The organism is Lysinibacillus sp. FSL L8-0126 (assembly GCF_038630385.1).
GTDB lineage: Bacteria > Bacillota > Bacilli > Bacillales_A > Planococcaceae > Lysinibacillus > Lysinibacillus fusiformis_D.
In genome coordinates this window covers 531,595-544,660 of record NZ_CP152028.1, presented here as the reverse complement: position 1 = coordinate 544,660, position 13,066 = coordinate 531,595, and the positions used below count along the sequence as shown (strand labels likewise).

General features: G+C 38.4%; 12 protein-coding genes and 1 pseudogene. 9 read left to right on the top strand and 4 right to left on the bottom strand.

The window, feature by feature from the left end:
- Positions 1 to 16: 16 nt before the first annotated feature.
- Positions 17 to 811 (top strand): inositol monophosphatase family protein, encoded by a 795-nt coding sequence (locus MHI34_RS02675; RefSeq protein ID WP_036125376.1) that lies wholly within the window; start codon positions 17 to 19, stop codon positions 809 to 811.
- Positions 812 to 918: 107 nt separating this feature from the next.
- On the opposite strand, the gene MHI34_RS02670 is transcribed toward MHI34_RS02675, so the two are convergent.
- Positions 919 to 1,104 carry a DUF5325 family protein gene (locus MHI34_RS02670; RefSeq protein ID WP_036125374.1) on the bottom strand — a complete coding sequence of 62 codons (186 nt, stop codon included), beginning with the start codon at positions 1,102 to 1,104 and terminating at the stop codon, positions 919 to 921.
- Between the two features lie 138 nt (positions 1,105 to 1,242).
- Here MHI34_RS02670 and typA point away from each other — a divergent pair, with 138 nt between their 5' ends.
- The 5 genes from typA to MHI34_RS02645 all read left to right on the top strand — a co-directional run bounded on the left by typA (position 1,243) and on the right by MHI34_RS02645 (position 6,303).
- Positions 1,243 to 3,087, top strand: a complete 1,845-nt coding sequence (gene typA / locus MHI34_RS02665; protein ID WP_036125372.1) for a translational GTPase TypA — start codon at positions 1,243 to 1,245, stop codon at positions 3,085 to 3,087.
- Between the two features lie 30 nt (positions 3,088 to 3,117).
- Positions 3,118 to 3,516: a YlaH-like family protein gene (locus MHI34_RS02660; RefSeq protein ID WP_036125369.1), complete on the top strand. Its 399-nt coding sequence runs from the start codon at positions 3,118 to 3,120 to the stop codon at positions 3,514 to 3,516.
- 238 nt (positions 3,517 to 3,754) lie between these two features.
- Complete coding sequence (locus MHI34_RS02655; RefSeq protein WP_058843452.1) at positions 3,755 to 4,747, top strand: ABC transporter substrate-binding protein; 993 nt, start codon at positions 3,755 to 3,757, stop codon at positions 4,745 to 4,747.
- Position 4,748: 1 nt separating this feature from the next.
- Positions 4,749 to 5,516, top strand: coding sequence for an ABC transporter ATP-binding protein (locus MHI34_RS02650; RefSeq protein WP_141903382.1), 768 nt, complete (start codon positions 4,749 to 4,751; stop codon positions 5,514 to 5,516).
- On the top strand, positions 5,509 to 6,303 hold the full coding sequence (locus MHI34_RS02645) for an ABC transporter permease (protein WP_036125362.1): 795 nt from the start codon (positions 5,509 to 5,511) through the stop codon (positions 6,301 to 6,303). The genes MHI34_RS02650 and MHI34_RS02645 overlap by 8 nt, the downstream gene beginning before the upstream one ends.
- Before the next feature lie 91 nt (positions 6,304 to 6,394).
- Here the strand turns inward: MHI34_RS02645 and MHI34_RS02640 are convergent.
- The 3 genes and pseudogenes from MHI34_RS02640 to MHI34_RS02630 form a co-directional block, all read right to left on the bottom strand.
- Positions 6,395 to 6,601: pseudogene (locus tag MHI34_RS02640) on the bottom strand (IS5/IS1182 family transposase); the annotation flags it as partial.
- A 482-nt stretch (positions 6,602 to 7,083) separates the two neighbouring features.
- Entirely contained in the window at positions 7,084 to 7,287 is a 204-nt protein-coding gene (locus MHI34_RS02635; protein ID WP_036125360.1) for a YlaI family protein, read from the bottom strand.
- 11 nt (positions 7,288 to 7,298) lie between these two features.
- Positions 7,299 to 7,799 (bottom strand): hypothetical protein, encoded by a 501-nt coding sequence (locus tag MHI34_RS02630; protein ID WP_036125357.1) that lies wholly within the window; start codon positions 7,797 to 7,799, stop codon positions 7,299 to 7,301.
- Between the two features lie 182 nt (positions 7,800 to 7,981).
- Between MHI34_RS02630 and MHI34_RS02625 the strand changes: the two genes are divergently transcribed.
- The 3 genes from MHI34_RS02625 to pyc are packed head-to-tail and all read left to right on the top strand — an operon-like array spanning position 7,982 to position 12,952.
- Positions 7,982 to 8,263 carry a YlaN family protein gene (locus tag MHI34_RS02625; RefSeq protein ID WP_036125355.1) on the top strand — a complete coding sequence of 94 codons (282 nt, stop codon included), beginning with the start codon at positions 7,982 to 7,984 and terminating at the stop codon, positions 8,261 to 8,263.
- A gap of 60 nt (positions 8,264 to 8,323) precedes the next feature.
- The gene (locus tag MHI34_RS02620) at positions 8,324 to 9,505 is read left to right on the top strand and encodes an FtsW/RodA/SpoVE family cell cycle protein (RefSeq protein ID WP_101966399.1); all 1,182 of its coding nucleotides are present in this window, start codon (positions 8,324 to 8,326) and stop codon (positions 9,503 to 9,505) included.
- A gap of 12 nt (positions 9,506 to 9,517) precedes the next feature.
- Complete coding sequence (gene pyc / locus MHI34_RS02615) at positions 9,518 to 12,952, top strand: pyruvate carboxylase (protein ID WP_342504071.1); 3,435 nt, start codon at positions 9,518 to 9,520, stop codon at positions 12,950 to 12,952.
- The last annotated feature ends 114 nt before the right edge of the window (positions 12,953 to 13,066 follow it).

Here is a 13,066-nt window from a genome sequence, read left to right as displayed (position 1 = left end):
GAAGGGTGGGTTTTGAGTGCATTTACAACAAATAGATGAATTTGCAAAAAGTATCATTTTTGAAGCTGGAAGACGTATTCGAGAGGCTTTTTCGTATAATCTAGTTATTGAGACAAAATCAGGTGCAAATGATCTCGTTACCAATATTGACCGAGAGACCGAATTATTTTTTATCGAGCAAATTAAAGCTTTTGATCCAACCCATAAAATTTTAGGGGAAGAAGGAATGGGCGAAAAGGTCGAATCATTAGATGGTGTTGTCTGGATTATTGATCCGATTGATGGCACGATGAATTTCGTCAAACAACATCGTCATTTTATGATTTCTATCGGTATTTTTGTAAATGGTGTTGGAAAGTTAGGGTACATATTTGATGTCATGCGAGAGGATTTATTTAATGCCATTGAAGGTCAAGGGGCATGGTATAATGATTCACCATTGCGTAAACTACAGTCTGTCTCAATGGAGGAGTCGGTCATTGGCATTAATGCACATTGGGTGGCACCCAATCGACATATCCACCATGAAAAGGTGATAGAAATGGTTCGCAAAGTGCGTGGTACACGATCCTACGGGTCAGCGGCAATGGAAATTGCATTTGTTGTTAGTGGCAAACTAGATGCATATGTCTCCATGCGACTAGCACCATGGGATATTGCAGGCGGAACCATCATTGCTCAGGAGGTTGGGGCAGTTGCAACAAATTTACATGGAGAAGGCTTTGATTTCCTCCATCAAGATACTTTTATCATCGCCAATCCTTCCATCCATAAAGAATTATTAGAAAAATATATTGTGCCGTACGATTAAATAAAAAGGAGCCGTCTAGTAACTAGACAGCTCCTTTTCATGTTGATTGCTTATTTTTTCAGTGGGTTTTCAACCAGCTAAATTAACATCTGCCAAGGCATACTTGATTAAAGTAAGCCTTGTGTACGTAGTTTACGCTTCATTTTAAAGGCTGTCATGAAAATGACACAAGTTGCCACAATACCTGCTATTGCACCAAATACACTACTAGCCGCAACAGAATAGCCGATAGAGCACATTGCTAGTACAGCTGCTAATGCATAGATAGCCATTACGATTTTTGCACGATTCATAGCCTAGCCTCCTATATAAAAAATTTGTAAATCAAATATATTTTTTAGAATGATGGAAATTCTAATAAGGACATTTCTATCCTTCTTGTGCTATAATATCACAGTTAAACATTCGAAAAAAGAATATGGAGTGGAATAATGACAAACTTACGTCAAGATCTTCGCAATATCGCAATTATCGCCCACGTTGACCATGGTAAAACTACCTTAGTCGACCAATTACTAAAACAATCAGGTACATTCCGTTCAAACGAACGTGTTGAAGAACGTGCAATGGACTCTAATGATATTGAACGCGAACGTGGTATTACGATTTTAGCTAAAAATACAGCAGTAAACTATGAAGGAACTCGTATCAACATCCTTGATACGCCTGGACACGCTGACTTCGGTGGTGAGGTAGAACGTATTTTAAAAATGGTAGACGGCGTTTTACTAGTTGTCGATGCGTATGAAGGTTGTATGCCTCAAACACGTTTCGTACTGAAAAAAGCATTAGAGCAACGCTTAACACCAATCGTTGTTGTTAATAAAGTAGACAAAGATTCAGCTCGTCCACTAGAAGTAGTGGATGAAGTGCTTGAATTATTTATCGAGTTAGGTGCAGATGACGATCAATTAGATTTCCCTGTTGTCTATGCTTCAGGTGTAAATGGTACAGCTTCTTTGGACGCAGATCCATCTAAACAAGAAGAAAATATGAAATGTCTATTCGAAAAAGTGATCGAGGCTATTCCAGCACCAGTGGATAACTCAGAAGATCCATTACAATTCCAAGTAGCTCTACTTGACTATAATGACTTCGTTGGACGTATCGGAATTGGTCGTGTATTCCGTGGAACAATTTCTGTAGGTCAACAAGTTGCACTGATGAAATTAGACGGTACAGTGAAAAACTTCCGTGTAACGAAAATCTTTGGTTTCTTCGGTTTAAAACGTGAAGAAGTAGAGACAGCAAAAGCTGGTGATTTAATCGCCGTTTCAGGTATGGAAGACATCAACGTTGGTGAAACAGTTTGTCCTGTTGAACACCAAGAAGCGCTTACACCATTACGTATTGATGAGCCGACTTTACAAATGACATTTTTAGTAAACAATTCGCCATTCGCAGGTCGTGAAGGGAAATGGGTTACTTCTCGTAAAGTAGAAGAGCGTTTACGTGCTCAATTACAAACGGACGTATCTTTACGTGTTGAAGATACTGATTCTCCAGATGCTTGGACAGTTTCAGGTCGTGGTGAGCTTCATCTATCAATTCTTATTGAAAATATGCGTCGTGAAGGTTTCGAATTACAAGTATCTAAACCGCAAGTAATCGTGCGTGAAATCGACGGCGTAAAATGTGAGCCATTCGAACGTGTTCAAATCGATGTACCAGAAGAAAATGTTGGTTCAATTATTGAATCAATTGGTGCACGTAAAGGTGAAATGCTTGATATGGTGAACAACGGCAGTGGTCAAGTTCGTTTAACGTTCTTAGTACCAGCTCGTGGTTTAATTGGTTATACTACTGAATTCATGTCGATGACAAAAGGTTTCGGTATCATCAACCATACGTTTGATTGCTACCAACCATTACTACCAGGTAAAATTGGTGGACGTCACCAAGGTGTACTAGTTTCAATGGAAACTGGTAAATCAACAACTTATGGGATGATGCAAATTGAAGACCGTGGTACACTGTTCTTGGAGCCAGGTACAGATATTTACGAAGGTATGATCGTTGGAGAAAATACTCGTGACGCTGATATCACTGTAAACATCACAAAAATGAAACAAAAAACAAACATCCGTTCAGCAAATAAAGACCAAACGAATGTTATTAAAAAACCACGTATTTTATCTTTAGAAGAAGCGCTTGAATACCTAGGTGATGACGAGTACTTAGAAATCACACCAGAATCTATTCGTCTGCGTAAAAAAATTCTTGATAAAAATGAACGTGAGAAAGCAGCGAAAAAATTACGTAACGCAGAACAATAATTTTCCGCTGACATGAAAGGAAGAGGAGTCTTGGATATTAAGTCCGCTTTATTGGGTGAACTAAATGTTATTCAAGTTGCTGCACAGACAAGTTCCGATGAAACAACAAGAGTTTATGGAAGAATGGCGGGTATAACTAGATTTTTATACGAAAATTTACCAAGCTATGAAATTGCAGGCTATGTTGTATTTCTTCTTGTATTTGCACTTTCTGCCATTGTCTATAAGTTAGGCTTTGCCAAGAAATTAAAACTATCTCAAAACATTATTATTTATGCGTTCCTATTTTTAGGTTGTATCATGCTAACGTTTTTTGCCCTATTCTTGCCAATGATTGAGGGTCTGATTGTAGCAGCCTTAATTTTAATCGTATATAAAACAAGATTATGGCGTGAAAAAAGAGAAGAGCAACAAGCTACCAATCAGTAACAAGTATGTATTTTATAATAAGAATTTTTATACAGTCTTAGCGATTATTACGCTAAGGCTGTTTTCTTTTGTATCAATTCTCGAGCTTGCTCGAAAAGTGCCTTCTCAAAAATATTATTTGATGTACCTGACGCTAAATAATTGCTAAATCAAAATAAATTGGTAGGCACCGAAATCTTCTAATGTGAATAAGTTAATGTCGATAGGCTTATTTTCATCACATCAAGGAGGAAAGGGAATGCGTGGGCTTACAAAAGGTTTGCTATTAGGTGTCATTGCTTTGTTACTCCTTTCTTTGACAGCATGTAATAAAGCAGAGCTAGAAAAAGTCAAAGTAGGAGAAGTAACTCGTTCAATTTTCTATGCGCCACAATATGTAGCACTTGAGAAAGGATTCTTCGAGGAGGAGGGTCTTTCTGTTGAGCTACAAACGATTGCAGGTGGCGATAAAACTATGACGGCGTTACTGTCAGACGGGATTGATATTGCTTTAGTTGGATCAGAGACATCTATTTATGTCACTTTACAAGGTGCTAATGATCCCATTCAAAATTTTGCACAGTTAACACAAACTGACGGTACTTTTTTAGTAGCAAGAGATAAAATGAATAATTTTTCGTGGGATCAATTAAAGGGCTCAACATTTTTGGGGCAACGTAAAGGCGGTATGCCTCAAATGGCAGGAGAATTTGTGTTGAAAAAACATGGCATTGACCCTGTAGATGATTTAACACTTATTCAAAATATTGATTTTGCCAATATTGCTACTGCTTTTGCCTCAGGTACTGGTGACTATGTACAATTATTTGAACCAACTGCGAGCGTCTTTGAGAAAGAGGGGAAAGGCTATATCGTAGCTTCGTTTGGAACGGAGTCTGGCAATCTTCCTTACACGTCTTTTATGGCAAAAAGTAGTTATTTAAAGGATGAAGCGAAAACGGTTCAGGCTTTTACAAATGCATTGCAACGAGCACAGGATTTTGTACAAAATGAGAGTTCAGCAGAAGTAGCAAAAATGATTCAGCCATATTTTGAAAATGTCGATATAGCGATCATTGAAACCGTGATTGAGCGTTACAAAGCGCAGGGCTCGTATGCTACTGACCCAGTTCTCGATGAAGGAGAGTGGGATAACTTGCAAACAATTATGGAGGAAGCAGGTGAACTTCCTCAACGAGTGGAATATGACAAACTTGTGAATACAACCTTTGCCAAAAAGGCTGCTGAGTAATATGGAATTTTTACAGCTGGAGAACATTCACCATAGTTATTTTTCAAACACACAGGCAAAGGAAGTATTACGTGATATTAGTCTAGCGATTCGTGAAGGAGAATTTGTGTCCTTTATTGGACCGAGTGGCTGTGGGAAAACAACATTATTATCAATTATTGCAGGATTATTTCCTGCAACTGAAGGCAAGGTCTATATAGATGGTGAAGAGCTATCAGCACATAATCAATCTAGCATTGGCTATATGCTTCAGCAAGATTATTTATTTCCGTGGAAGACCATTGAGGAAAATGTAACAATCGGTTTGAAAATTATGGAACGAAGCAATAAAACACATAAAGTGACAGCCAATGCACTGTTACAGGAAATTGGCTTACCACATGTCGGGAATAATTATCCACGAGAATTATCAGGAGGTATGCGACAGCGTGTGGCTCTTGCTCGCACATTAGCCGTAAACCCAAAAATATTATTATTAGATGAACCATTTTCCGCTTTGGATTATCAGTCGAAATTAAAGCTTGAGGATTTAGTTGTGGAGACCTTAAAAACGTATAAAAAGACGGCTATTCTTGTAACACATGATATTGGCGAGGCTATCGCGATGAGTGAGCGTGTCTTTCTATTTTCAGCCAATCCCGGGGCATTGCACAGAGTGTTTGAAATACCTGAAGCTCTTCGTGAGCTATCACCCTTTGATGTAAGACAGCATCCAGCCTATACAGATGTTTTCCAAACCATTTGGAAGGAGCTGGAGAGTCTTGGATAACACATTATTTAAACAATATCAGCAATTACTAAAAAAAGAAAAACGCTTTGTACGGTTATATCAGCTTATCATTCTACTGCTATTCTTTGGTGGGTGGGAGCTTCTTTCAAGACTAGAGTGGATTGATCGTTTAATATTTAGCTCACCGACGCATGTTTGGCATACATTTATTGAAAAAGTAAGTGATGGTACATTAACATTACATGTTGGTGTGACATTAATGGAGACGGTGATTGGTTTTATTGCTGGTACTTTACTAGGAACATTAATCGCTATAGTATTGTGGTGGTCTCCGCTACTATCAAAGGTTCTCGACCCGTATTTAGTAATTTTAAATGCGATGCCAAAAGTTGCGCTTGGCCCTATTTTGATCGTTGCGCTCGGACCAGGCTATTTTTCCATTATCGCCATGGGTGCATTGATTTCCATCATTATTACAACCATTGTTGTGTATACAGCTTTCAAAGGTGTCGATCCAAATTATAGTAAGGTCTTACAAACATTTGGGGCAACTAGATGGCAAATCTTTCGTGAAGTAATTTTGCCAGCTTCATTTCCTACGATTATTTCAACTTTGAAAGTTAATGTTGGCTTATCATGGGTAGGGGTGATTGTAGGTGAATTTTTAGTAGCTTCAAAAGGGCTTGGTTATTTAATTATTTATGGCTTCCAAGTATTTAATTTTAACCTTGTGCTCATGTCGCTTCTGATCATTGCGTTTTTTGCGACCATTATGTATCAAGTAGTTGAATTGGTTGAAAAAATAATTATTAAAAATAACGGATAAAAGAGGTTCTCTATAGTTGAGGTACTTCTCAGACTGTTGACAAAAGGAATCGAGTGTGAACTTCTCGATTCCTTTTGTCATTTTTGATACCTTTTTTTCCATTCGCAAAGATATGCTTCAAGGTTCCTCTGCGCTTTGCATAGATTTGTTTAATATTATAAGGATGTTGTAAATATTCAACTTCCGCTACCACGATTCCCCAATAGGACGTTGAATGAGTTTCTGATGATTATTACTTTTTGTTCATTGTAATAAGGCTTAGGCGAGGGCACTTAATACAAATCAAAGGATTTGGTTTATTTGGGTAATATTCCACATTGAATGTGGTTTCTTTCATAGTTTGGGCATGGAGCCAATGCCAAAGATAAATAGAATAAATGTAAGAAAACATACTTGGACGTCCATAAGCTGAAGGGAGTTTTTCTACTAAGTTAAACGACAATCGATAGCAGCCTCTAGTATTCATACTAAGTAAACTTTGGGTATTAATGGATCAATCGCTAATTGTTCACGTTTATTGGTTTGCTTCATGGATTATCACCACAAAGGTTTACTTTTCATCAATACATGTAGATGGAGTACTTTATGTAAAAGTTGATTGGAACGAATGGCAGTGACTCCGCCCACGAAAAGCGTCCGCCTGTAGTGGAAATCAACGGCTTTACTTTGTTTATTGTAAAAGAAAAAAGACTGAAGGCAAACGCTCGATTTTTTTGAGTTTGTCTTCAGTCTGAGAGGTGTCTTTATAGTTGAGGCACCTCTTTTTAATCTGTCATTTAGTTAAAATTCTTTATCCATTTGAGGTGAAGTACGATAAAAACGGAAATTGCCCGTTTCTATTCGTGCAAACGTATTTTCTTTAATACGATCATGACAAATTGTACACATATACGTATGAATTGGACGGTTACGTAACTTCTTGGCTAAAGGCAGATTATCATCTAAATTATCAATCGTATCGCAAATAACGCATTTTACGCGCATTGCATTCCCTCCTATTCAGCGCGAATGGCTGATATGTTTTTAATAGGATTGTCAATATTTGAACCATCTTTTAATAATACATGGATTGGGCCATCTTCTAAAAGAGGCTTGCCGTCTTGGCTATATTTTAATATTAGTGTTGAAGCTTCTTCAATTGTGAATGGGAATTCTTGTCCATCTTTGCATTCTAAAACGATTTTTGTCGCTTCAGGTTTAATTTCAGCATTCTTCAAGAAATGACTTAATTGGATACCAAAAGTACCTGTTTCCATTCCTTTACGGTCAAATTTACGCTCTGATTTTAATGTAGGTGGGAATGTGGCCCCCTCCATAATTTCACGAGACCAGTGAGCACCAACCTCACGCATATATTTGATGTCAGAATCTTCCTCAATGTTTTGTGTCGTAAAGTAAGTGTTTAAATCTAATTTACGATCGTCGAATATCCATACAGTGGGATCTAATGTTAGTTGGTATGAGACGGCACCTGTGATAGGAATTATTGTTTCCATAATAGAAATCCTCCTTAAATCTTGTATATCCATGACATAGTATAACGCTAATGCCTAGAGATAATAAAGAAATATAAACCGAATTCTCTATTTTCCAATGAAGACACTTGCATTTTTAACGACTAGAAGATAAACTTTATTAAGATAGAATCGAAGAAATATCAGATAATGGGGGCGTCCTCATGGATACGAAATCACAAACTTCTTTTCAAGAGAAGGCTTTGGAGCTATTAGTTGCTGATGCAGACAAGATTGCTCGCCTTATTCGAGTACAAATGGATCATTTAACAATGCCACAATGCCCTTTATATGAGGAAGTATTAGATACACAAATGTTCGGCCTATCACGTGAAATCGATTTTGCTGTGAAGCTTGGACTGATTGAACGTGATAAAGGCAAAGAAATTCTCGATTCACTCGAGAAGGAACTGTCTGTGTTGCACGATGCGTATACAGACAAATAAAAAGAAAAACTCAAACGCTTCTTTGCGCTTTGAGTTTTTTTACTAGAACGAGGTTTTCTAATGAGACAATACTTAAAACGATATGCACAAAATTTTGATTACCCCTTATTTTTTACGGTCCTATTATTAAGTTTATTTGGGTTAATAATGATTTACAGTTCAAGTATGATGGTAGCGATTGCGCAAAAAGAGCAAGCACCTGATTTTTTTTATCAAAAACAAGTTACCAATTTATTGGTGGCATTTATTGGTTTTATAGTGGCAGCCTTTTTCCCCTACAAGCATTATGCGAATAAGAACATTATGTTATTACTAACGATCATACTAGCGGTGTTATTCACATGGTTAAAATTGTTTGGTCACGGGGCAGATCAAGTAGGCTCTCAGAGTTGGATTGCTATTCCAGGATTAGGGAATTTTCAACCTTCTGAATATGCGAAACTATTTATTATTTTATATTTTGCAGCTGCTTTTTATAGAAAAGCGCAAAAACATACGTTTGAAAAGCTACAACCAACTGAAATTTTTTATCCCATTTTCCTATGGATTTTAGTGGTTGCTGGAGTAGCTTTCGAAACAGACTTAGGAGCAGTTATTATTCTGTGTGGAATAGCTGTATCTGTAGTAGCTTCAAGTGGCATTCCCTTTAAAACATTTTGGAAGTTCTTTGGTGTATTAGTAGCCTTCGGTACAGCAATCCTTGGTATCCTTTTGCTATTCAAGGGGGAACTACTAACTGATAACCGTAAAGGACGGATTCTATCTTATTTAAATCCGTTTGAATATGAGAGTGGTAGTGGTCACCAAGTGGTGAATAGTTATTATGCCATAGGCGGAGGTGGCTTAGAAGGACGTGGTCTTGGTCAATCGATTCAAAAATTAGGGTACTTACCTGAACCACAAACAGATTTTATAATGGCGATTATAATGGAGGAATTGGGAATATGGGGAGTTTTAATTGTCTTAGGTGGTTTAGGATTTATTGTATATAAAGGTTTTTCCATTGCATTACGAACAAAAGATCCGTTGGCACGCATGATTGCAGCTGGTATTGCGAGTTGGATAGGCTGGCAATCGTTTATTAATCTTGGGGGGATAACCGGGTTAATCCCGTTAACCGGTGTAACGTTACCTTTTATAAGCTATGGCGGTACATCTATAATCATTCTATCTTTAGCGATGGGAATATTAATCAATGTTTCTATGTTTGAAAAGGTAGAGAGGAAAAAAACACAATCATAAAGGGGGATATCTATGGAATCAATCAACAAAATTCTCGTAGCTAATCGAGGAGAAATTGCAATTCGTATTTTCCGTGCCTGTACGGAGCTGAATATCCAAACCGTTGCCATCTATTCAAGGGAAGATAGTGGTGCCTTTCATCGCTTTAAAGCAGATGAAGCTTATTTAGTGGGAGCTGGCAAGAAACCAATTGATGCCTATTTAGATATTGAGGGTATTATTGCCATCGCAAAAGATGCAGATGTTGATGCGATTCATCCAGGGTATGGTTTTTTATCAGAAAACGTGGAATTTGCACGTCGCTGTGAAGAAGAGGGGATTGTCTTTATTGGACCAACTTCTCAGCATTTAGATATGTTTGGGGATAAGGTCAAAGCACGTTCGCAAGCTATTGCGGCTGTGATTCCTGTTATTCCTGGTACAGATGGTCCTGTAGCCGATCTAGCAGAGGTAGAGGCATTTGCTAACGATTATGGCTTTCCAGTTATGATTAAAGCGGCACTTGGCGGTGGTGGGCGTGGGATGCGTCTTGTGCATACACCAGAGGAGCTTGCCTCTTCTTATGAAAGGGCAAAATCAGAGGCAAAGGCTGCTTTTGGATCTGATGAGGTGTATGTTGAAAAGGCCATCATCAAACCAAAACATATTGAAGTACAAATTATTGGCGATCAGCAGGGCAATATTGTGCATTTATATGAACGTGATTGCTCGATTCAACGTCGTCATCAAAAAGTGGTTGAGATTGCGCCATCCCATTCGATTTCACAAGAGTTAAGAAATCGTATTTGTGATGCTGCTGTGAAATTAATGAAGAATGTCTCGTACATAAATGCAGGGACAGTGGAATTTTTAGTTGCAGGAGAAGATTTTTATTTCATCGAGGTGAACCCTCGCATTCAAGTAGAACATACGATTACAGAAATGATTACAGGTGTCGATATTGTCCATGCCCAAATTAAGGTGGCAGCAGGCTATGGTCTACACAGTGAAGAAATTCATATGCCGAAGCAAGAGGATATGCCAATGATTGGCTATGCTATTCAGGCTCGTGTGACAACGGAAGACCCTGCTAATGACTTTATGCCGGATACAGGAAAATTAATGGTTTACCGTTCAAGTGGCGGTTTCGGTGTGCGTTTAGATGCAGGGAATGGATTCCAAGGTGCTGTCGTTACACCATACTATGATTCTTTACTAGTGAAAATCTCAACATCAGGCATGAACTTTAAAGAAGCTGCTGCGAAAATGGATCGTAATTTAAAAGAATTCCGTATTCGTGGTGTCAAAACAAATATCCCGTTTTTAAATAATGTCGTCACACATGAAAAATTTTTATCAGGTGCTTTTGATACAAGCTTTATTGATACAACACCAGAGTTATTTGAATTCCCTGTTCGAAAGGACCGAGGAACTAAGCTGCTAAGCTATATTGGGAATGTTACATTAAACGGCTTCCCTGGAGTAGAGAAAAAATCTAAGCCCATTTTTGTGCGACCGAACATACCTAAAATCGATCCACTTATTGTGCCACCAGCAGGTACAAAGCAAATTTTAGACACACAAGGGGCAGATGGCTTAGTACAATGGATTTTAGCACAGGATGATGTACTGCTAACAGATACAACATTCCGTGATGCTCATCAATCCCTGCTCGCTACACGTGTTCGATCACAGGATATGTATCAAATTGCTGATGCAACAGCTCGTATGATGCATCAACTATTCTCGCTGGAAATGTGGGGTGGAGCAACATTTGATGTAGCCTATCGTTTCTTGAAAGAAGACCCGTGGGAGCGTTTAGCCAAACTACGTGAGCAAGTGCCAAATGTGTTATTCCAAATGTTATTGCGTGGAGCCAATGCTGTTGGTTATACGAACTATCCTGACAATTTAATCCGTGAATTTATCGCCGAATCGGCAGCATCAGGCATTGATGTCTTCCGCATTTTTGATAGCTTGAACTGGATTAAAGGCATGGAAGTAGCTATTGATGCAGCGCGTCAATCTGGAAAAATTGCGGAAGCGGCGGTTTGCTACACAGGAGATATTCTGGACGACAGTCGTGCCAAATATTCGGTGCAATATTATAAAGATATGGCGAAAGAGCTTGAAGCAGCAGGTGCCCATATTTTAGCGATTAAAGATATGGCTGGTTTATTGAAGCCAGAAGCAGCTTATCGTTTAATTTCCGAGTTAAAAGAGACGACAAGTCTGCCAATCCACTTGCATACACATGACACAAGTGGTAACGGGATTTATTTATATGCGAAAGCCATTGAAGCAGGAGTAGATATCATTGATACAGCTCTTGGCTCTATGGCTGGCTTAACATCTCAGCCAAGTGCAAACTCTTTGTACTATGCGATGAAGGGCGGTAAACGCGAGGTACGTGCGGATATAGATGCTTTAGAGAAATTATCGTACTACTGGGAAGATGTACGTAAATACTATAAAGATTTTGAAAGTGGTATGATCAGCCCACATTCTGAAATTTATGTGCATGAGATGCCTGGTGGACAATATAGTAACTTACAGCAGCAAGCAAAAGCAGTGGGTCTTGGCGATCGTTGGGAAGAAGTAAAACATATGTATTCCCGTGTAAATCTACTATTTGGTGATATTGTTAAAGTAACACCATCTTCCAAAGTGGTAGGCGACATGGCACTTTTCATGGTGCAAAATGATTTAGATGAAAACACAGTGCTAACTCGAGGGCAAACGATTGATTTCCCAGATTCTGTTATTGAATTCTTCCAAGGCTATCTTGGACAGCCACATGGCGGATTCCCAGAGGCACTACAGCAGGTTGTGCTCAAAGACCGCCAAGCAATTACAGTTCGTCCAGGAGAGTTATTAGAGCCTATTCAGTTTGAACAATTAGAGACTGTACTGGAGGATAAGTTAAATCGTCCTGTTACGAAAAAGGATGTATTAGCCTATGCACTCTATCCAAAAGTCTTTGAAGAGTACGCGAAAACGGAAGAATCCTTCGGCAATATTTCGGTTCTAGACACACCTACATTCCTATATGGCTTAAAGCTAGGGGAAATTATTGAAGTCGAAATCGAAAAAGGAAAAACGTTAATTATTAAACTTGTTTCCATTGGTGAACCTCAGCACAATGGGACGCGTGTTCTGTACTTCGAGTTAAACGGACAATCTCGTGAATTGGTTATTCAAGATATGACTGTAGAGGTAGATGGTAATCTAGCTTTAAAAGCAGATCCAAGCAATCCAAATCAAATTGGTGCTACAATGCCAGGTACTGTGTTAAAAGTCGTTGTTTCCAAAGGTAGTCCAGTTAAACGCGGTGACCACCTATTAATCACAGAAGCAATGAAAATGGAAACAACCGTTCAAGCACCGAAAGACGGCGTTGTGAAAGAGGTTTATGCAAGTGCAGGGGATGCCATTTCAACAGGGGATTTATTGATTGAAATTGAATAAATAATCATGAAAAAGGTTATGAGATGCTATTTGAGTATCTACATAACCTTTTTCATTGTATTTAGACATTAAATCCTTTAAAATTTGATTAAGTAATCAAAAAAATAATTAATC